This is a genomic window from Paraburkholderia suaedae (assembly GCF_040812055.1).
Classification (GTDB): Bacteria; Pseudomonadota; Gammaproteobacteria; order Burkholderiales; family Burkholderiaceae; genus Paraburkholderia.
Genome location: NZ_JBFOAH010000006.1, coordinates 1 through 20012, shown reverse-complemented (window position 1 = coordinate 20012; position 20012 = coordinate 1). Strand labels below are relative to the sequence as shown.

General features: G+C 63.3%; 18 protein-coding genes. 10 read left to right on the top strand and 8 right to left on the bottom strand.

What is annotated here, in order from left to right; all coding sequences use genetic code 11:
* Positions 1–17: 17 nt before the first annotated feature.
* From coaBC to ABQJ48_RS10705, 4 genes are all read right to left on the bottom strand, one after another.
* Positions 18–1232, bottom strand: a complete 1215-nt coding sequence (gene coaBC / locus ABQJ48_RS10720; protein WP_367837904.1) for a bifunctional phosphopantothenoylcysteine decarboxylase/phosphopantothenate--cysteine ligase CoaBC — start codon at positions 1230–1232, stop codon at positions 18–20.
* Between the two features lie 110 nt (positions 1233–1342).
* Positions 1343–1849, bottom strand: a complete 507-nt coding sequence (lspA, locus tag ABQJ48_RS10715) for a signal peptidase II (RefSeq protein WP_367837903.1) — start codon at positions 1847–1849, stop codon at positions 1343–1345.
* On the bottom strand, positions 1849–4686 hold the full coding sequence (gene ileS, locus ABQJ48_RS10710) for an isoleucine--tRNA ligase (protein ID WP_367837902.1): 2838 nt from the start codon (positions 4684–4686) through the stop codon (positions 1849–1851). Before ileS ends, lspA begins: the two co-directional genes overlap by 1 nt.
* A 167-nt stretch (positions 4687–4853) precedes the next feature.
* Positions 4854–5849: a bifunctional riboflavin kinase/FAD synthetase gene (locus ABQJ48_RS10705; protein WP_367837901.1), complete on the bottom strand. Its 996-nt coding sequence runs from the start codon at positions 5847–5849 to the stop codon at positions 4854–4856.
* Positions 5850–5965: 116 nt separating this feature from the next.
* On the opposite strand from ABQJ48_RS10705, the gene purN reads away from it, so the two are divergent.
* The 6 genes from purN (at position 5966) to nadC (ending at position 12881) form a co-directional block, all read left to right on the top strand.
* Positions 5966–6619 carry a phosphoribosylglycinamide formyltransferase gene (gene purN, locus ABQJ48_RS10700; RefSeq protein ID WP_367837900.1) on the top strand — a complete coding sequence of 218 codons (654 nt, stop codon included), beginning with the start codon at positions 5966–5968 and terminating at the stop codon, positions 6617–6619.
* The gene (locus ABQJ48_RS10695) at positions 6616–7875 is read left to right on the top strand and encodes an RsmB/NOP family class I SAM-dependent RNA methyltransferase (RefSeq protein WP_367837899.1); all 1260 of its coding nucleotides are present in this window, start codon (positions 6616–6618) and stop codon (positions 7873–7875) included. Before purN ends, ABQJ48_RS10695 begins: the two co-directional genes overlap by 4 nt.
* A gap of 70 nt (positions 7876–7945) precedes the next feature.
* Complete coding sequence (locus ABQJ48_RS10690) at positions 7946–9301, top strand: mechanosensitive ion channel family protein (RefSeq protein ID WP_367837898.1); 1356 nt, start codon at positions 7946–7948, stop codon at positions 9299–9301.
* Between the two features lie 203 nt (positions 9302–9504).
* A complete protein-coding gene (locus ABQJ48_RS10685; protein WP_367837897.1) occupies positions 9505–10701 on the top strand; it encodes a DesA family fatty acid desaturase in 1197 nt (398 codons plus the stop codon).
* A gap of 129 nt (positions 10702–10830) precedes the next feature.
* The gene (gene nadA, locus ABQJ48_RS10680) at positions 10831–11970 is read left to right on the top strand and encodes a quinolinate synthase NadA (RefSeq protein WP_367837896.1); all 1140 of its coding nucleotides are present in this window, start codon (positions 10831–10833) and stop codon (positions 11968–11970) included.
* On the top strand, positions 11970–12881 hold the full coding sequence (gene nadC / locus ABQJ48_RS10675; protein ID WP_367837895.1) for a carboxylating nicotinate-nucleotide diphosphorylase: 912 nt from the start codon (positions 11970–11972) through the stop codon (positions 12879–12881). The genes nadA and nadC overlap by 1 nt, the downstream gene beginning before the upstream one ends.
* Before the next feature lie 104 nt (positions 12882–12985).
* Here the strand turns inward: nadC and nadB are convergent, their stop codons facing one another.
* The 4 genes from nadB to radC form a co-directional block, all read right to left on the bottom strand.
* Positions 12986–14584 carry an L-aspartate oxidase gene (nadB, locus tag ABQJ48_RS10670; RefSeq protein ID WP_367837894.1) on the bottom strand — a complete coding sequence of 533 codons (1599 nt, stop codon included), beginning with the start codon at positions 14582–14584 and terminating at the stop codon, positions 12986–12988.
* A 242-nt stretch (positions 14585–14826) separates the two neighbouring features.
* The gene (gene rpmG, locus ABQJ48_RS10665; RefSeq protein ID WP_006050116.1) at positions 14827–14994 is read right to left on the bottom strand and encodes a 50S ribosomal protein L33; all 168 of its coding nucleotides are present in this window, start codon (positions 14992–14994) and stop codon (positions 14827–14829) included.
* Positions 14995–15004: 10 nt separating this feature from the next.
* The gene (gene rpmB / locus ABQJ48_RS10660; RefSeq protein WP_027198616.1) at positions 15005–15238 is read right to left on the bottom strand and encodes a 50S ribosomal protein L28; all 234 of its coding nucleotides are present in this window, start codon (positions 15236–15238) and stop codon (positions 15005–15007) included.
* Between the two features lie 241 nt (positions 15239–15479).
* Positions 15480–16268, bottom strand: coding sequence for a RadC family protein (gene radC, locus ABQJ48_RS10655; RefSeq protein ID WP_367837893.1), 789 nt, complete (start codon positions 16266–16268; stop codon positions 15480–15482).
* A gap of 202 nt (positions 16269–16470) precedes the next feature.
* Here radC and ABQJ48_RS10650 point away from each other — a divergent pair, with 202 nt between their 5' ends.
* The 4 genes from ABQJ48_RS10650 to ABQJ48_RS10635 form a co-directional block, all read left to right on the top strand.
* Positions 16471–16926, top strand: a complete 456-nt coding sequence (locus ABQJ48_RS10650) for an FKBP-type peptidyl-prolyl cis-trans isomerase (protein WP_367837892.1) — start codon at positions 16471–16473, stop codon at positions 16924–16926.
* Between the two features lie 2 nt (positions 16927–16928).
* The gene (gene ispH, locus ABQJ48_RS10645; protein WP_367837891.1) at positions 16929–17888 is read left to right on the top strand and encodes a 4-hydroxy-3-methylbut-2-enyl diphosphate reductase; all 960 of its coding nucleotides are present in this window, start codon (positions 16929–16931) and stop codon (positions 17886–17888) included.
* Between the two features lie 542 nt (positions 17889–18430).
* Positions 18431–19630: a branched-chain amino acid ABC transporter substrate-binding protein gene (locus ABQJ48_RS10640; RefSeq protein ID WP_367837890.1), complete on the top strand. Its 1200-nt coding sequence runs from the start codon at positions 18431–18433 to the stop codon at positions 19628–19630.
* Positions 19631–19859: 229 nt separating this feature from the next.
* A partial coding sequence (locus tag ABQJ48_RS10635) for an ABC transporter permease subunit (RefSeq protein WP_408360981.1) occupies positions 19860–20012 on the top strand: 153 nt, incomplete at its 3' end.

Here is a 20012-nt window from a genome sequence, read left to right as displayed (position 1 = left end):
CGATACGCCGGTCCAGGTCAGCGAATCAGGCTCGTGTCGGGCAGACGCTTCGCGATTTCCGCGATTAGCGCCCGTGCGAGCGTCAGTTTGTCCGCGCGTGGCAGCTTCGTTGCGCCACTGGCCTCGAACAAAATCACTTCGTTGTCGTCGAGACCGAACGTGAGCGGGCCGAGATTGCCGATTAGCAGCGGCACGTTCTTGCGCACCCGTTTTTGTTCGCCATGCACTTCGAGATTACCGCTTTCCGCGGCGAAGCCGACCGCGAACGGTGGGTGCGGCAGGTTCGCCACCGAGGCCAGAATGTCCGGATTTTCGACGAAGTCGAAGCTTGGCAACGTCTGGTCGGCGGTCTTCTTGATCTTGTGCTCGCTCGCGTGATCGACCCGCCAGTCGGCCACCGCGGCCACGCCGATAAAGATATCGGCGTCCGCCACCGAGCGCATCACGGCGTCATGCATCTGCTGCGCGGTTTGCACGTTCTCGCGGAATACACCCCACGGCGTTTCCAACGCGACGGGGCCCGCCACCAGATGCACTTCGGCGCCGGCCTGTTGGGCTGCGCGGGCCAGCGCGAAACCCATTTTGCCGCTGGAGCGGTTGGTGATGCCGCGCACCGGGTCGAGCGGTTCGAAGGTCGGTCCCGCCGTCAGCATCACGCGCCGGCCCGCCAGGATCTTCGGCGAGAAAAACGACGCGATCGCTTCGTACGTGGCCGCGGCTTCGAGCATGCGTCCGTCGCCGATCTCACCGCACGCCTGCGGGCCCGAGTCGGGGCCCAGCACTTCGACGCCGTCCGCGCGCAGTTGTGCGACGTTACGCTGCGTCGCCGGGTTCTGCCACATCTGCCGGTTCATCGCCGGGACGACCAGGAGCGGACAATCGCGCGCGACGCACAGTGTGGACAGCAGGTCGTCGGCCATGCCGTGCGCGAGTCTGGCGAGGAAGTTGGTTGAAGCGGGGGCGATCACGATCGCGTCCGCTTCGCGCGACAGATCGATGTGCGCCATGTTGTTCGCCACGCGCGCGTCCCACTGGCTCGTGTAGACCGGACGGCCCGAGAGCGCCTGCATGGTGACGGGTGTAATGAACTGGGTGGCCGCTTCGGTCATGACAACCTGCACGGTCGCGCCGGCCTTAGTCAGCAGACGCGTGAGTTCGGCGATCTTGTAGCAGGCGATCCCGCCCGTCATGCCGAGGACGAGATGTTTCCCTGCGAGTTCTGCGGTTGCCAACGAAAGCCTCCGACTAAGCGTGGTGGCGGGCGGCAGGGCGGGGCGTTGCAGCCCGGCCGCGTCTTTCAAACCGGACGCAAGCGCGGACCCGAGCGCTTGCCTGAGCCGCGTCAGCGCGACGCGCGCACGCGCCGCAGTTCGTCGAGCACGAGCAGGATCGCGCCGATCGTGATGGCGCTGTCGGCGAGATTGAACGCCGGCCAGTGCCACGCGCGCACGTGGAAGTCGAGGAAGTCGATCACGTGCCCGTACGCGAGCCGGTCGATCACGTTGCCGAGCGCGCCCCCGAGAATCAGCGACAGTGCCGTGCAGAACATCTTCTGCCCGCTATGGCGCCGCAGCAGATAGCAGATGACCAGCGCGGCCACCACGCCGAGCGCGGTGAACGCCCAGCGTTGCCATCCGCCGGCCATCGCCAGGAAGCTGAACGCGGCGCCCCGGTTGTACACGACGACCAGGTTGAAAAACGGCGCGACCTGGTGCGCAACGCCGTACGCGAACACCTTCTGAACCGCGATTTTCGTCAACTGGTCGAACAGGATGACGACCAGCGCGATGCCCAGCCAGGGCGCCAGCGAACCGCTGCCGGCGGACGTTTTCGACATGCTTCTCGCCATTATGCCGCGCTCCTCGTTTCGCCGTTGCCGAACAGGTTGCTCACGCAGCGCCCGCACAGCGTGGGGTGTTCCGCGTCCGCGCCGACGTCCGCCCGGTAGTGCCAGCAGCGCTCGCACTTCGGGTGCTTCGAGGCGATCACTTCGACGCCCGCGTCCGCTTCGGCGTCGACCTTCACGACGTTTGCGGCCGACGTGATCAGCACGAACTTGAGGTCGTCGCCGAGGCTGGCGAGCGCGTCGTAACGCGCGCCACTCGCGCGAACTTCCACTTCCGCCTGCAACGACGAACCGATCAGATTCACGACGCGCGCTTCTTCCAGCGCCTTGGTCACGTCGCCGCGAACGGCGCGCAGCAGCGTCCATTTGTCGAGCAGCGCGCCCGCCTGCGGCACGTCCGGGAACACGTGATACGTCTCGGTGAAAATGGTTTCGCGGCCCGGCTGGAATACCTTCCACGCTTCTTCCGCGGTGAACGACAGGAACGGCGCCATCAAGCGCAGCAGCCCGTTCGCGATGTGGTACAGCGCGGTCTGCGCCGAACGGCGCGCGACCGAGTCTGCCGCGGTGGTGTACAGGCGGTCTTTCAGCACGTCCAGATAAAAGCCGCCGAGGTCTTCCGAGCAGAACGTTTGCAGCTTGGCGACCACCGGGTGGAACTCGAACTTCTCGTAGTGCGACAGGATCTCGTTTTGCAGATTCGCCGACAGCGCCACCGCGTAGCGGTCGATTTCGAGCCAGTCTTCGACCGGACGCGCGTCCTTCGCGAAGTCGAAGTCCGACAGGTTCGCGAGCAGGAAGCGCAGCGTGTTGCGAATGCGGCGATAGCCTTCGGTGACGCGCTTGAGGATTTCCTCGGAGATCGCGAGTTCGCCCGAGTAATCGGTCGACGCGATCCACAGGCGGATGATCTCCGCGCCGAGGCGGTTCGCCACTTCATGTGGGTCGATGCCGTTGCCGAGCGACTTGCTCATCTTGCGGCCTTCGCCGTCGACGGTGAAGCCGTGCGTGAGCAGCGCGTTGTACGGCGGGCGGCCGTCGAGCATGGAAGCGGTCAGCAGCGACGAATGGAACCAGCCGCGGTGCTGGTCCGAGCCTTCCAGATACAGGTCGGCCGGAAATTGCAGTTCATCCTTGTGCGAGCCGCGCAGCACATGCCAGTGCGTGGTGCCGGAGTCGAACCACACGTCGAGCGTGTCGCGGTTCTTTTCGTACATGTTGGCGTCGTCGCCCAGCAGCTCGCGCGGGTCGAGCGATTGCCACGCTTCAATGCCAGCCTGCTCGACGCGTTGCGCCACCTGTTCGAGCAATTCGAGCGTGCGCGGATGCAGCTCGCCGGTTTCCTTGTGCACGAAAAACGCCATCGGCACGCCCCATTGGCGCTGGCGCGACAGCGTCCAGTCCGGGCGGTTGGCGATCATGCTGAAGAGCCGCTGCTTGCCCCACGCCGGATAGAACGCCGTGTTGTCGATGCCTTCGAGCGCGGTCTCGCGCAGGGTCTTGTCGGTGTCGTTCGGCTTTATGTCCATGCCGGCGAACCATTGTGACGTCGCGCGATAAATGATCGGCGTCTTGTGGCGCCAGCAGTGCATGTAGCTGTGCGTGTATTTCTCGGTATAGAGCAGCGAGCCGGCGCCTTGCAGCGCTTCGACGATCTGCGGATTGGCCGCCCAGATGGACAGTCCGCCGAATAGCGCGAGCGATTCGATGTAGCGGCCGTCGCCCATCACCGGGTTGATGATGTCGGAGTCGGCCATGCCGTGCGCCTTGCAGGACACGAAGTCTTCCACGCCATACGCCGGCGACGAGTGCACGATGCCGGTACCCGTTTCGGTCGTCACATAGTCGCCGAGATAGACCGGCGCGGTGCGCTTGTAGGCCGGGTGGGCGGACGCGAGCGGATGGTGAAACCGCAGGTTGACGAGCTTCTCGCCCGACGTCGTGGCGATGATCGTGCCGTCCAGCCGGTATTGCTTCAGGCACGCTTGAACGCGCTCCTGGGCGAGAATCAGCAGGCCGCGCGGCGTATCGACCAGCGCGTAGACGATTTCCGGATGCAGGTTCAGCGCCTGGTTGGCGGGGATGGTCCACGGCGTGGTGGTCCAGATCACGATGCCGCCTTCGTTGCGCGGCAGCGCATTGAGCCCGAACGCCTGCGCGGTCTTCTCCGGCTCGGCGAAGCTGAACAGCACGTCGATGGTCGGGTCGGTCTTGTCCTTGTACTCGACTTCCGCTTCGGCGAGCGCCGAACCGCAGTCGAAACACCAGTTGACCGGCTTCAACCCGCGGAACACGTAGCCCTTTTCCATGATCTTCGCGAGCGCGCGGATTTCGCCGGCTTCGTTCGTGAAGTTCATCGTTTTGTACGGGTCGTCCCAGTCGCCCAGCACGCCCAGACGGCGGAAGCCGACCTTCTGCTTCTCGATCTGTTCGCTCGCGTAGGCCCGCGCCTTCTGCATGACTTCGGCCGCTGGCAGCGACTTGCCGAACTGCTTTTCGATCTGGATTTCGATCGGCATGCCGTGACAGTCCCAGCCGGGTACGTAGACCGCGTCGAAGCCCGCCAGATTGCGCGCCTTGACGATCATGTCCTTGAGAATCTTGTTGACCGCGTGCCCGAGGTGGATGTCACCGTTCGCATACGGCGGGCCGTCGTGCAGGATGAACTTCTTGCGGCCTTTCGAGGCGGCGCGGATTTTCTCGTAGACCTTGCGTTCCTGCCACTCCTTCACCCATTGCGGCTCGCGTTTGGGCAGGTCGCCGCGCATCGGGAACGGCGTGTCGAGCAGGTTCACCGGGTAGCGTGACTGCGGTTTCGAATCGGCTTTCTTGTTGCTCATGATGTGGTCGCGGTGAATTCGTTCTGTGCGCAGTGGGGCGCGGGTTGCGCGCGATGCGCGAGGGCGTTGATGGGCGCGCCCGGCAGGCAATGCCGTGATTCACGGACGCCTTTCGAGGCGCGCAGCGATGGTACCCGCGGTGCAAACGCCCGCGCGCACCGCGCCGGCTATCTAATTCGGTCGGTGGCCGAGGTGGCGAAACCGGTGGAGCGGCTGCCCGGCGTGCCGGCGCCGACGGCCGCGAACCACGCGCGCGCATTGGCGACGTCGCGTGCGATGGCGGCGGTCAGCGTTTCGAGGTCGACGTACTTCTCCTCGTCGCGCAGCTTCTTCAGAAATTCGACGCGCACGAGTTTGCCATACGCGTCGCCATGCCAGTCCAGCAGGTGCACTTCCAGCAGCACGCGGCCGGAATCGTCGACGGTGGGGCGCAGCCCGAGGCTTGCCACACCCGGCAGCGGTTGGTCCGCCACGCCGTGCACCTGCACGACGAAGATGCCGGCGAGCGCCGGACGCTTATGGGCGATCGGCAGATTGAGCGTGGGAAAACCGAGATCGCGGCCGAGCTTCATGCCATGCACCACATGGCCGCTGATCACGTAGGCGCGGCCCAACGCGGCACGCGCCGCGTCCAGGTCGCCCGCCACCAGCGCCGCGCGCACGCCCGAGCTGGAAATGCGCGCGCCCGACGGATCGGCGACCGTGGCCATCTGCTCGACCTCGAAACCGTATCGCTGGCCCGCGGCGCGTAGCGACGCGAAGTCGCCCGCGCGTTTAGCGCCGTAGCGAAAGTCGTCGCCGATCATCACCCAGCGCGCGTGCAACCCGTTCACGATGATCCGCTCGACGAACGCGTCCGGGGACTGGCTCGCGAACGTGTGATTGAAGTGCTCCACCACCACCCGGTCGACGCCGTTGGTGCGCAGCGCCTCCAGCTTGTCGCGCAGCATCGCGATGCGCGGCGGCGCGCCGGCCGGATTGAAGAATTCGCGCGGGTGCGGCTCGAAGGTCATCACGCAGACGGGTACCCTTCGTGCGTCGGCGGCCGCGCGCACGTGCGCGAGCAGAGCCTGATGGCCGCGGTGGACACCGTCGAAGTTGCCGATGGTCAGTGCGCAGGGCGCACGGCTTTCGGCATTGGGAAGACCGCGGAAAACTCTCACGATAGCGGGTTGTAGTAGGGCGGCCGGGATGCCGCAAAACAAATGATTATAAACGCTCGGCGCAGTCGACGGCGGCGCGTGGCGGTGCGCATGTTGCCGAATGATAAAATCCGCGCATGAAAAAACTCGTCATCCTGATTTCGGGGCGGGGAAGCAACATGGAAGCCATTGTCCGGGCCTGCTCGGACGAAGGCTGGCCGGCGCAAGTCGCCGCCGTGATTGCCAACCGTCCTGATGCCGCGGGCCTTGCGTTCGCGGCGTCGCATGGCATTGCCACCGCGGTGGTCGATCACCGCGAGTTTCCCGAGCGCGCCAGCTTCGACGCCGCGCTCGCACGAGAAATCGACGGCTTCGCGCCGGACCTGGTGGTGCTCGCCGGCTTCATGCGCGTGCTCACGGCCGGTTTCGTCGACCGTTACGCCGGGCGCATGCTGAACGTGCACCCGTCGCTGCTGCCGAGCTTTCCGGGCCTCAAAACGCATCAGCAGGCACTCGACGCGGGCGTGCGGCTGCACGGCGCGTCGGTGCATTTCGTCACGTCCCGGCTGGATCATGGGCCGATCGTCGCGCAGGCGGCCGTCCCCGTCGAAACCGGCGACACCCCCGCCACGCTCGCCGAACGCGTGCTGGCAACCGAACACATCATTTATCCACGCGCGGTGCGCTGGTTCGTCGAAGGGCGTCTTGCGCTCGACGGGCTGCGTGTCACGCTTACGCCGCCAGAGCCGCAATGGCTCTTTGCCGGTCATACCGCCGGAGAGGGCGCATGAGATTGCATGGTTTTCTGATTGGACAAACCGAGACTTTGCTGGCTGAAGTCCTGAGGCTGAACGGCCCCGCCGACGCCACCACCAGCCGGTTCTTCCGCGCGCATCCGAAGCTCGGCCACGGCGAGCGCGGCGTGATCGCCGAGGCGGTGTTCGCGGTGTTGCGCCGCCGGATGGAATTCGCCCACCTCGCCGAAGGCGGCGCGGGGAGCCCGGCGCGCCGCATGGCCTTGCTCGGCCTGATGCAGACGGCGGGGCGCTCGGCGCTCAAGCCATTCGTGTCCGACGCGGAGTCGAAGTGGCTCGAACACGTCGCGATGATCGACCCGGAGAATCTGCCGCTGCGCACCCGGCTGAATCTGCCCGACTGGATCTATCAGGCGCTGAGCAAGCGGTTCGAAGCGGCGGAACTGGCGCAACTGGCCGCCGCGCTCAACTACCCGGCGCCGCTGGACCTGCGTGCGAACCCCATCAAGGCGAGCCGCGATGCCGTGCTCGACGCGCTGTCGAAGGCCGGCATCGAGGCGGGCGCGACACCGTTTGCGCCGTTCGGCGTGCGGGTGGTCGGCAAGCCGCCGCTCACCAAGCTGGACGCGTTCCAGCAAGGCTGGCTCGAAGTGCAGGACGAGGGCAGCCAGTTGCTGTGCTCGCTGGTCGCACCCAAACGCGGCGAGATGATCGTCGACTTCTGCGCGGGCGCGGGCGGCAAGACGCTGGCGCTGGGCGCGGCAATGCGCTCCACCGGGCGTCTATATGCGTTCGACATCTCCGAGCGGCGTCTGGCCAAGCTCAAGCCGCGCCTTGCGCGCAGCGGACTATCGAACGTCAATCCGGTCTTGATCGACAGCGAGCACGACACCAAGATCAAGCGTCTCGCAGGCAAAATCGACCGGGTGCTGGTTGACGCGCCGTGCAGCGGCTTGGGCACGCTGCGCCGCAATCCCGATCTGAAGTGGCGCCAATCGCCGGAATCGGTCGCCGAGCTGGCGCCGAAGCAGGCGTCGATTCTGGCGAGCGCGGCACGTCTGGTGAAGAAGGGCGGCCGGCTCGTCTATGCCACCTGCTCGATTCTCGAAGCGGAAAACGAGGCGGTGGTGCAGCAGTTCCTTGCCAATCATCCGGACTTCGCGCTGGTGCCCGCACGCGATGTGCTGGCCGAGCAGCGCATCGAGCTCGAAATGGGCGACTACCTGTCGCTGTGGCCACACCGTCACGCGACCGACGGCTTCTTCGCCGCCGTTCTGGAACGCCAGAACTGAGGGCAGCGGACTTCGGCCGGCGCGCGCGGGTTCCTGACGAACGCGGCGTGCCGGCGATTTCGGCGACATCATGGAAAACCGCATTTTCTCCCACCTGTTCGGCGACTTCGCGCGCGACTTCGGCCGGCCCGTGATGCTGTGGCAGACCGGCATCCTGCTCGCGGCGCTCGCCATCGCCTGGCTGCTGGCGGGGCTGTTGCGCCGCACGCTGGAGGCGCGCCGGCAGTCGCGATACCAGAGCTTGCAATTCGGCGCGGAAAGCCTGAACCGCGCGGCTTTCCCGCTGATCGGCGCGGCGCTGGTGTGGCTTGCGCGGGCGATCGCCGGCCAGTTCATGCACACCGCGCTGCTCGATCTCGCGCTCGTGCCGCTCTTCGGCATCGGCGTGATCTACATCGTTTTTTTCATCGCGCGACGCGTTTTCAGCCGGGACGGCGAGGTCCATCCGTGGCTGTTTCTCGTCGAGAAGGTCGTATCGGCGGTCGTCTGGCTGTGCATGGTGCTTACCGTGATGGGCATTCAGGAGGACGTCATCGCGTGGATGGGCAGCGTGCGTTTCCGGATCGCCAACGCGCATCTGACGCTGCTCTCGCTCGTCACCGGCCTGCTGTGGGTAGGCGTCACGATGATCGTCGCGATGTGGCTCGGCTCCGCGTTCGAAGATCGCCTGATGCGCTCCAAGACGCTCGACGCCAACCTGAAAGTCGTGGTGGCGCGCGTCGGCCGGGCGGCTTTCGTGCTGGCAGCGGTGTTGATCAGCCTGTCGCTGGTCGGCATCGACCTCACCGTGCTCGGCGTATTCGGCGGCGCGCTCGGTGTGGGGCTGGGCTTCGGTATGCAGAAGATCGCCAGCAATTACGTGTCGGGGTTCATCATCCTGCTCGACCGGTCGCTGCGCATCGGCGACACGATCAACGTGAGCGGCCTGCAGGGCAGGGTCACGCAGATCCGCACTCGCTATACGGTAGTGCGCGGGCTGGACGGCATAGAGACGCTGATTCCTAACGAAAAGCTCATCACGGACGTGGTGCAGAATCAGTCGTCGTACCTGACGCGCGGCTATGCGAAGCTTGCGGTGCAGGTCGCGTACGCGTGCGACGTCGAGCTGGCGATGCGCTTGCTCGCCCGCGCCGCCGACGACGTGCCGCGCGTGCTGCACGAGCCGTCGCCGACAGCGTATCTCGCCAGCTTCGGCTCGGACGGCATCAATCTCGAACTGGGCTTCTGGATCGAGGATGCGGCAACCGGAACGTCGGGCGTGCGCTCGACCGTGAACCGGAACATCTGGCGTCTGTTCTCCGAACACGGCATCTCGATTCCGTTCGCGCAACGCGAGGTGCGGATCGTCGGTAACGCGGTCGAGACGGCGCTCTCACCGATAGCGATGAGCGCTCCGGCCGCTAACCAGGCGGACAGCGCCCTCTGACGGTGCGCAAAGCGGTCGCCGGCGAACTATAGTCAGGGCCGGCGGATGCGATCTTCTTGATACTGCGCAAAAAAATACCTATTTGTTACAAACACTTGGAACGCTTCAAGTAGAATATCGTCCAATCCCGCTGTATGCTTTCACTTTCATGACGCACGCCCTTTGCGTGCGCCTCGTATCTCTTGTTCCACAGGTAAATTGCCTTGTTGAATTCCTTGCTTGACTTCCTTGCCCACGGCCTGCTGCACTTCTCGTGGTGGCAACTCGTCGTGTACACGCTGGTCGCGACGCACATCACCATTATCGGCGTGACGGTTTATCTGCACCGCTGCCAGGCGCACCGCGCGCTGGAACTGCACCCGGTCGCCAGTCATTTTTTCCGCTTCTGGCTGTGGATGACCACCGGCATGCTGACCGGTCAATGGGCCGCCATTCACCGCAAGCACCACGCCAAGTGCGAGACCGAAGAAGACCCGCATAGCCCGCAGACGCGCGGCATCTGGAAGGTGCTGCTCGAAGGCGCGGAGCTGTATCGCACCGAAGCAAAGAACGAAGAAACGATGCGCAAATTCAGTCACGGCACGCCGAATGACTGGATGGAACGCAACGTGTACACCAAGTACCCCATTCTCGGCGTAAGCCTGATGATGGTGCTGAACGTTGCGCTCTTCGGCGTGGTCGGTCTGACGATCTGGGCCGTGCAGATGGTGTGGATTCCGTTCTGGGCTGCAGGCGTGGTCAACGGCCTCGCGCACTTCTGGGGCTATCGCAATTTCAATTCGTCGGACGCGAGCACCAACATTTTCCCGTGGGGCATCATCATCGGCGGTGAAGAGTTGCATAACAACCACCATACGTATGCGACCTCGGCCAAGCTGTCGAACAAGTGGTACGAGTTCGACATCGGCTGGATGTATATCCGCATCATGTCGGCGTTGGGTTTGGCCAAGGTGAAGAAGGTCGCGCCTACGCCGCGTCTGACCACCGGCAAGCTCGTGCTCGATCAGGACACGCTGCAAGCCGTGCTGGCCAACCGCTATGAAGTGATGGCGCGCTACGGCAAGGCCCTCAAGCGCGCGTATCGTCAGGAACTGGCGCATCTGAAGGAAGTCGGCGCCCGCGAGAAGTACCAGGCCATGCGCGGTGCCCGCAGCTGGTTCCATAAGGAAGAGGCGGGGCTCGACGAGCCGCAGAAGCGTCTGTTGCCGCAGATCTTCGCCAACAGCCAGAAGCTCAAGACTTACATCGACATGCGTAACGAACTCGCGGCAATGTGGGAGCGCTCCAATGCGTCGCGCGACCAACTGCTGATCCAGTTGCAGGACTGGTGTCATCGCGCGGAGCAGAGCGGTATCAAGGCGCTGCAAGACTTCGCAATGCGACTGCGCCGCTATGCTTGATCGCGAAATCCATTAAAATTTCGCTACGTCACAAAACCCCGCGTTGGCGGGGTTTTGCTTTTTGGGCCGCGGAAATTGCAACCACACGAGATGGGCAGTCGGCGCGGCAGAGCGAAGGCAGAGGAGATCATGGATCAGCAAGCGATCAGGACGGTCGAATACGACCGGCCGCTAGCGCAGGGTACGAGCTGCGGGATCGGGCAGGCGTGGGCGAAGGTGCCTGACGCACCCTCGGCGGAACAGAAGGTAGCGCTCAAGGCGCGCATCCGTGCATTACTCGAGCGTGAAAGGGCGGTGCTCGTCGCTCACTATTATGTCGACGCAGAATTGCAGGAGCTTGCCGACGAAACCGGCGGCTGCGTGGCCGATTCGCTCGAGATGGCGCGCTTTGGACGCGATCACGCGGCCCAAACGCTAGTGGTGGCAGGTGTGCGCTTCATGGGCGAGACGGCGAAAATCCTCAGCCCCGGCAAGCGCATTCTGATGCCGGATCTCGACGCGACCTGTTCGCTCGATCTTGGCTGTCCCGTGGACGAATTCTCCGCGTTCTGTGACGCGCATCCGGATCGCACGGTCGTCGTGTATGCGAACACCAGCGCGGCGGTCAAAGCACGCGCGGACTGGATGGTGACGTCGTCGATCGGGCTAGAGATCGTCGCCGACCTGCATGCGCGCGGCGAGAAGATCATCTGGGCGCCGGACCGGCATCTCGGCAACTACATCCAGCAAAAGACGGGCGCGGACATGTTGCTCTGGCAGGGCTCATGCCTCGTGCACGACGAATTCAAGGCGATCGAACTGGATCTGCTGCGCGCCGAATATCCGGGCGCCAAAGTGCTCGTGCATCCGGAATCGCCGGCTAACGTGGTCGCGCAAGCGGACGTGGTGGGTTCGACCACCCAACTCATCGACGCCGCGCAAAAACTGGACGCGACGCATTTCATCGTCGCCACCGACCTCGGCATTCTGCACAAGATGCAACTTGCCGCGCCGGGCAAGACGCTGATCGCTGCGCCGACAGCCGGCAATAGCGCGACCTGCAAGAGTTGCGCGCATTGCCCATGGATGGCGATGAACGGCCTCGCCAATCTGGCGGACGTGCTGGAGCGCGGCCACAACGAAATTTTCGTCGATCGGGCAATCGGCGAGCGGGCGCGTTTGCCAATCGACCGTATGCTGGATTTTGCCGCGCGTCATAAGAAGCGCGTGCAGGCTAGCGGCGATCTAGCGCGAGACGCACAACTGTATTCGAACGTGGGGGCAGCGTAATGGAGGCCGTTCAGGACGCGGTTGGGCGCCATCTGACCGACGCGGTGTCGCCGCTCTTTGCCGAGATTCACGCGCAGTACGGCGCCGCCTTCGACGCCGCGCTGGTGCGCAATGTATCGGACGCGCTGGCCGAAGATATCGGCGCTGGCGATCAGACCGGCCGTTTGATTTCCGCCGACGACGTGCGCAACGCGCGCATCGTCGTACGCGAGAATGCGGTGCTGTGCGGCGTGCCATGGTTCAACGCGGTGATGCGCGAGGTCGATTCCCGTATCGACGTGCGGTGGCTGTACCGCGAAGGTGACCGGATGACGGCCGACACGCCGGTGTGCGAATTGCGCGGCCCGGCTCGCGCGTTATTGAGCGCGGAGCGCAATGCACTGAACTTCCTGCAACTGCTGTCGGGCGTGGCGAGCGCAACGCGCCGCTATGTCGACGCGATTGCTCATACGCACACGCGTATTCTCGACACGCGCAAGACTTTGCCTGGCTTGCGGCTCGCGCAGAAGTACGCGGTGCGTGTCGGCGGTGGGGCGAATCAGCGGCTCGCGTTGTACGACGGTATTCTGATCAAGGAAAACCATATCGCTGCGGCAGGCGGTGTGGGTGCGGCGATGGCTGCGGCGCTCGCGTTGAATGCCGGTGTCTCCATCCAGATCGAAGTGGAAACGCTCGAGCAATTGGAAACTGCGCTGGCACATCGCGCGCAATCCGTTTTGCTCGACAACTTCTCTTTCGACACGATGCGCGACGCGGTCCGTATCACAGCGGGGCGGGCGGTACTGGAAGTGTCCGGAGGCGTGAACTTCGAGACCGTGCGCACGATCGCGGAAACGGGCGTCGATCGCGTGTCGATCGGGGCTCTGACCAAAGACGTGCGCGCAACGGATTACTCGATGCGAATCGTGTGAGGACACGACGCTTGTGCGCTAGTGCGCGCACCTGTTAAGAAAAGCCACCGCCGCACGCATCTGGCGATGGCTTTTTCGTTTTAGCGCATCACTATCACACGTTGTCACACGTTGCGATTGCGCACGTATTCCGGCGATAGAACCGTCGGCAGCGCTTTAGGCAACGCGGCCGGCCAGTCGCGGCTGAAGTGCAGGCCGCGGCTCTCGCGCCGTGCGCGCGCGCCATCGACAATCAACGACCCAACGTCGACCAGATTGCGCAGTTCGAGCAGATCGCGGCTGACCTTGAAGTTCGCGTAATACTCGTGGATCTCGTCGCGCAGCAATGCAAGCCGATGCTTTGCGCGCGCGAGCCGCTTGTCGGTGCGCACGATGCCCACGTAGTTCCACATCAGCCGCCGCAGTTCGTCCCAATTGTGCGCGACCACCACTTCCTCGTCGGGGTCCGAGACGCGGCTTTCGTCCCAGTCCGGCAGCGGAGCATGGACTGCCGCGCTGAAGCCCTCTTGCTCGATTGCTTGCGCCGCCGAGCGGCCGATCACGAGGCATTCGAGCAGCGAGTTGCTGGCAAGCCGGTTCGCGCCATGCAGGCCGGTGCACGACGTTTCGCCGACGGCGTATAGCCCCGCCAGGTCGGTGCGGCCCGCGAGATCGGTGACGACACCGCCGCACGTGTAGTGTGCGGCCGGCACGACCGGAATCGGCTCCTTCGTGATGTCGATGCCGAACTCCTGGCAGCGAGCCAGAATGGTCGGAAAGTGCTCGCGCAGAAATTCAGGCGGCTGATGGCTGATGTCGAGATACACGCAGTCGATGCCGCGCTTCTTGATTTCGAAATCGATCGCGCGCGCGACGATATCGCGCGGCGCGAGTTCGGCGCGCTCGTCGTGATGCGGCATGAACCGGGTGCCGTCGGGCAGCTTCAGCACGCCGCCTTCACCGCGCACCGCTTCGGAGATCAAAAACGACTTCGCGTACGGGTGAAACAGGCAGGTCGGGTGGAATTGAATGAATTCCATGTTGGCCACCCGGCAGCCGGCCCGCCATGCCATCGCGATGCCGTCGCCCGTCGCCGTGTCGGGGTTGGTGGTGTACAGATAGACCTTGCCGGCGCCGCCGGTGGCCAGCACCGTCTGCGGCGCCTGGATGGTTACGGTACGCCCGCTTTGCAGATCAAGCGCATACAGCCCGTGACAACGGCGGCCGGGCAAGCCGAGGCGGTCGGACGTGATGAGGTCGATCGCGTAGTGATCTTCGAGCAGCGTGATGTTTGGGTGGCGGCGCACGCGTTCGCTGAGCGTGGCGACCACGGCGTGGCCGGTGGCGTCCGCCGCATGAATGATGCGGCGATGACTATGTCCGCCTTCGCGCGTCAGATGAAAGCCGAGTTCGGCTGCGTCATCTTTTGTGAACGGAACGCCTTGTGCGATCAACCATTCGATCGACGCCCGCCCATGCTCGACGATGAAACGGGTGGCAGCCTCGTCGCAAAGGCCGCCGCCGGCAACCAGCGTGTCACGCACGTGATTTTCGATGTTGTCCGCCGAATCCAGTACTGCGGCGATGCCGCCTTGCGCCCAGTCGCTCGCGCCTTCCGTCATCGATCGCTTGGCGATCACCGCGACCCGCCGGGTCTGTGCAAGATTGAGCGCGACGCTCAAACCCGCCAGGCCGCTCCCGACAATCGCCACATCGAATTCCATGGTTTACGTCTCCGTCTTCCGTTTCGCCCGACGGCGCGCAGTGGGCCGTCGCTAGAACGTGAAAGGATACGCGTGGCAGCGGACGAGGGAAAGCTGGCCGAACAGCATAAGACTGTTTGACCGGAAAAGAAGCAAATAAACGACGTGCGCTGAACCAGCAAGCGCGCGCCAAACAAAAAAGCCTCGCACGAATGCGAGGCTTTTTTTGATGTCTTTTGCCTTCGTCAGGCAGCAACCAGGATTTATTTGATCTTGGTTTCTTTGTAGTCAACGTGCTTACGGACGACCGGATCAAATTTCTTGATCAGCATCTTTTCCGGCATGTTGCGTTTGTTCTTCGTCGTCGTGTAGAAGTGACCCGTGCCTGCGGTCGATTCCAGCTTGATCTTGTCGCGTGCGCCCTTTGCCATGATTTACTCCTTACGCTTCACCGCGTGCGCGCAGGTCTGCGAGCACAGCGTCGATACCGTTCTTGTCGATCAAGCGCAGGCCGGCGTTCGAAATGCGCAGACGCACCCAACGGTTTTCGCTTTCCACCCAGATGCGGCGGTTTTGCAGGTTCGGCAGGAACCGGCGCTTGGTTTTGTTGTTCGCGTGGGAAACGTTGTTGCCGCTCATCGGCGCTTTCCCAGTTACTTGGCATACGCGTGCCATGAGAGCACTCCTAATACGCTAATTCTGAGTTCGAACGCCGTGAAAGTTTTCCGAAAAGAGCCACGCTTAAAGTTCAGGGAACTAGAGTCGCTTGGTCCTTCCCGGAACGCCTTGATGGCTTCGGAACAGGGGGTTGGAAATAGGCAAACCGGAATTATAGCGGAAAAAAAGCCGCAAAATCAAACCATATTTGCAATGCCGGAGACGGTGCGGCGCGCCTGCGACCCAGGTTCATGCCCGCTCATGGCCAGCCGGCACGCGCGAACGAATACACACTGTCGGCGCCGATCACCAGGTGGTCGATCAGTTGCACGTCGATCAAAGCCAGGGCATCGCGCAGCGTGTGCGTCAAACGGCAATCGCTCGCGCTCGGCTGTATGTCGCCGGAGGGGTGATTATGCGCAACGATCAAACTCGCGGCATTCAAGCTCAGCGCCCGCCGCACGATTTCGCGCGGATACACCGCCATGCGCGTGAGCGATCCGTGCGCACTTTCCTCGCAGCGGATCAGCCGATGCCGCGCGTCGAGAAAAAGCGACACGAAAACTTCCTGTGGACGGCCGCCGATCAGCAGGCGCAGGTAGCTTTCCACCGCTTCCGGCGAGTTCATCAGCGAGCGCTTGCGCATTTTATCGTCGAGCGAGCGGCGCGCCATTTCCATGATTGCAAGCAGTTGCGCCTTTTTTGCCGGCCCAAGGCCGCGGATGCCGTCGAAGTCCGCGTAAGCCGCGTCGAGCATCGCGCGCAGAGAGCCGAAGCGGTCGAGCAAAGCGCGCGCGACGCTGAACACGTCGTGGCCGGGCTGCCCGGAGCCCAGCACCAGCACGATCATCTCGGTGTCCGAAAGCACACCGGCTCCGCGTGCGATCAGGCGCTCGCGTGGCATGTCGCCCTTGTGCCATTTGCCCTGCACGAGCGCCGAGGGCCTGCGCTGTGCGCTGTCGCTCGCCGCATCGACGACGCACGCCCGTGGCGCCGGCAACGACCCCTGCGTGGGCGCATCGTCGATTGTGCAGGCATGATTGGTCATATGGATGAAGTCCTCGGCTTTGGGTGGGTGGCGCGGCGGCGGCGCGGGCGTATGCGCGACTGACGCAAGCCGCCGCCCGTTATGTGGCTTACAATAGGCGCTTTGCGCACGGCACCCCGACGGTCTGCCGCACGCGTGAACTGCGGCGTGAACGGCGTCTGCGGCCCATGCGTGGAGCGCGCTTCGACTGAGCGAGCATTGCATGAGCATCATCGACATTTCCGAAGTGAAGCCGGGTTCCCACGTGACGCTTCATTACCGGCTTTCCCTCGCCGATGGCGCTGAAGTCATCAACACCTTCAACGACAAGCCGGCCACGCTGCTGCTCGGCGCAGGTCACTTGGCGCCGCCGCTCGAAGACATTCTGCTGGGTTTGAAGGCGGGCCACCATTCGACCTTTCGGCTAGCGCCGGGTCAGGCATTCGGTCCTCGCAATCCGGAACTGATCCAGCGAGTGTCGCTGGCCACGCTGCGCGAAAACAGCATGATCGGGGAGGATTTTTCGCCGGGCGACCTGGTCGAATTCAACGCGCCGGGCGGCGGGCGATACGCCGGTGTGCTCAAGGAAGTCGGCGAGACATCCGCCCTGTTCGATTTCAACCACCCGCTTGCCGGCCAGGCGCTGGCGTTTGAAGTGAAAATCATCGGGATTCTGTAAACATGAGCATCACGGACACGACTCTTGCCGAAGCCGAGATTCTGCTGGCGCAGCCGCGCGGATTTTGCGCCGGCGTCGATCGGGCGATCGAGATCGTCGAGCGGGCGATCAAGCTGCATGGTTCGCCCATCTACGTACGCCACGAAATCGTCCATAACGTCTACGTGGTCGAAGACCTGCGCAAGAAGGGGGCGATCTTCATCGAGCGGCTGGAGGAAGTGCCGCCCGGCAACACGGTCATCTTCAGCGCGCACGGCGTCTCCAAGGCAGTGCGCTCCGAAGCGGAGTCGCGCGGCCTGCGGGTGTATGACGCGACTTGCCCGCTCGTGACGAAGGTGCACATTGAAGTCGCGAAGATGCGTCAGGACGGTTTCGACATCGTGATGATCGGCCACAAAGGTCACCCGGAAGTCGAAGGAACGATGGGTCAAGCGGGCGAGGGCATGCATCTCGTCGAGGACATCGACGACGTGCAGGCCCTGCGTTTGGCCGATCCGCAGCGGATCGCGTTCGTCACGCAAACCACGCTGTCGGTCGACGACGCGGCGCAAATCATCGGCGCGCTGAAAGCGAAGTATCCGTCCATCCGCGAGCCGAAGAAGCAGGACATCTGCTACGCCACGCAGAATCGCCAGGACGCGGTGAAGTTCATGGCGCCGCAGTGTGACGTCGTGATCGTGGTCGGCAGCCCCAATAGCTCGAACTCGAACCGGCTGCGCGAACTGGCCGAAAAGCTCGGCGTGCCCGCCTATATGGTGGACTCGCCCGATCAGATCGATCCGGTCTGGGTCGAGGGCAAGCGCCGCATCGGCGTGACGGCCGGTGCGTCGGCGCCGGAGGTGCTGGCGCAGGCGGTGATCGCACGGTTGCGTGAGCTCGGCGTGCGCAACGTGCGCGCGCTTGAAGGCATCGAGGAAAACATCGCGTTTCCGTTGCCGCGTGGCTTGGGTCTGCCGGCCTGAGAGTTTGCCCACCGAGTTGAAAGGAAAGCGCGCCCAACGGCGCGTTTTTTTTGCGTGCGCGCCCAGGAAGCGCGGGAGCAATAAAGTGCCCGATCACGAAAAACCGCTCGATTTAAGCGGTCTCCCCCACAATTTCCTTGGTATTGCGATCCGGCGTTTTATTGATTTTTCAATGATGTGGCCCCGTTTAAACGCTCCTGACCGGCTGGGGTGAATTTTGACGCACTGAAATCGTGCCTCGAGTTTGGACAATGCCATAAACGTAATACGTCAGCCGAAGCGCGCTGCTACAGGCCATCGCGCCGATCCGCTACAACACTTGATGCCATTGGCTTGGCCGGCGGTGCAACTGATGCGCGAAAAATCGGCGCAACCGGGTTGCGCCTTTTAGCGTCTTTTGCGTCGAAAACAAGGTTGCAATGCAGGAAAACCCTGCCGGTTGAACAATATTGCCACCCGTAAAATTGGAGTTACAATGCGCGCGTTCTCAAGGCCTTAAGGTCCCGAACAATGGATTTTGCAAGGCGCAGGAGACCTACTTGATGCGAGTCAAATTAGCTTACGCCGTGTCCGTCGTGACAGCGGTTGCGATGTTGACCGCGTGCGGCAAGAAGCAGGAAGTCGAGGCGGGAACAGGTGCGTCGGCGGCGGCCAGTGCGGCGGCCCCCGCGAGTGCGACGTCCATCGTGAAGATCGGTCATGCGGCCCCTTTGACGGGCGGCATTGCGCATCTGGGTAAGGACAACGAAAACGGCGCGCGTTTGGCGGTCGAGGAAATCAATGCGCAAGGTTTGACGATCGACGGCGAGAAGATCCGGTTGCAGCTCGACGCGCAAGACGATGCGGCGGACCCCAAGACCGGTACCGCGGTCGCGCAGAAGCTGGTCGACGACCGCGTGGTCGCGGTGGTCGGGCATCTGAATTCGGGCGTGTCGATCCCGGCGTCGAAGATCTATAGCGATGCGAGCATCGTGCAGATCTCCCCGTCGTCGACCAACCCGGCCTACACGCAGCAGGGTTTCAGGACCACCTACCGGGTCGTCGCCACCGACGCGCAACAAGGTCCGGCGCTCGCCAATTACGCCATGAAGGCGTTGGGCGCCAAACGCATCGCCATCGTGGACGATGCAACCGCCTACGGTAAGGGGCTCGCGGACGAATTCGCGAAGACCGTTGAGGCGAGCGGAGCGAAAGTCGTCGCGCGGGAGGCGACCAACGACCGGGCCACGGATTTCCGGGCCATCCTCACAAAGATCAAGAGTGTTCAGCCGGACGTCATCATGTTCGGCGGCATGGACGCGACGGGTGGGCCGTTCACGAAGCAGGCGGCGGCGCTCGGTATCAGGGCAAAAATCCTTGGCGGCGACGGTGTGTGTACCGACAAGGTGGGTGAGCTGGCGGGAACCGCCGTGCAAAACCTGGTCTGTTCGGAGGCAGGACTGGCGCTTTCGAAAATGGACCGCGGAGCGGACTTCGAAAAGAAGTACGAGGACCGCTTCCACACGCCGGTGCAGATTTACGCGCCGTTCACGTATGACGCTGTGTATGTGATCGTCGATGCAATGAAGCGCGCCAATTCGATCGAGGCACCCAAAGTGCTGGCTGCGATGCCGTCGACCGATTACAACGGGGTGATCGGTCACATCGCGTTCGACCACAACGGTGATTTGAAAGAGGGCGCCATTACGCTTTATGACTTCAAGGACGGCAAAAAAGCGGTTCTCGACGTCGTGAAGATGTGATGACGGAATGTTTAGCCTGACGGCGCCGAACCACCCAACGGTGCCGTTTTTGCATCCGTCCAAAGGCCAGCCCGCGACCGCATCCCGGTCGTCTGGGCGAACCGGCGGCGGATAACCCTTACCGGTCTTTTACATCAGTACCCGCAGTGCCGTTGAGATTCCGTAGCGCATCACCGCCCACCGGCTGATGAAGAGCGCGAATCCAGTCGCACGGGCTAAGGAGCATTAAATGGATATCTTCATCCAGCAGATCCTGAATGGACTGGTGCTTGGCAGCGTTTATGCCATCATCGCACTGGGCTATACGATGGTTTACGGCATTCTGGGCATCATCAACTTCGCGCATGGCGATGTGTTGATGGTCGGCGCGATGGTTGCGCTT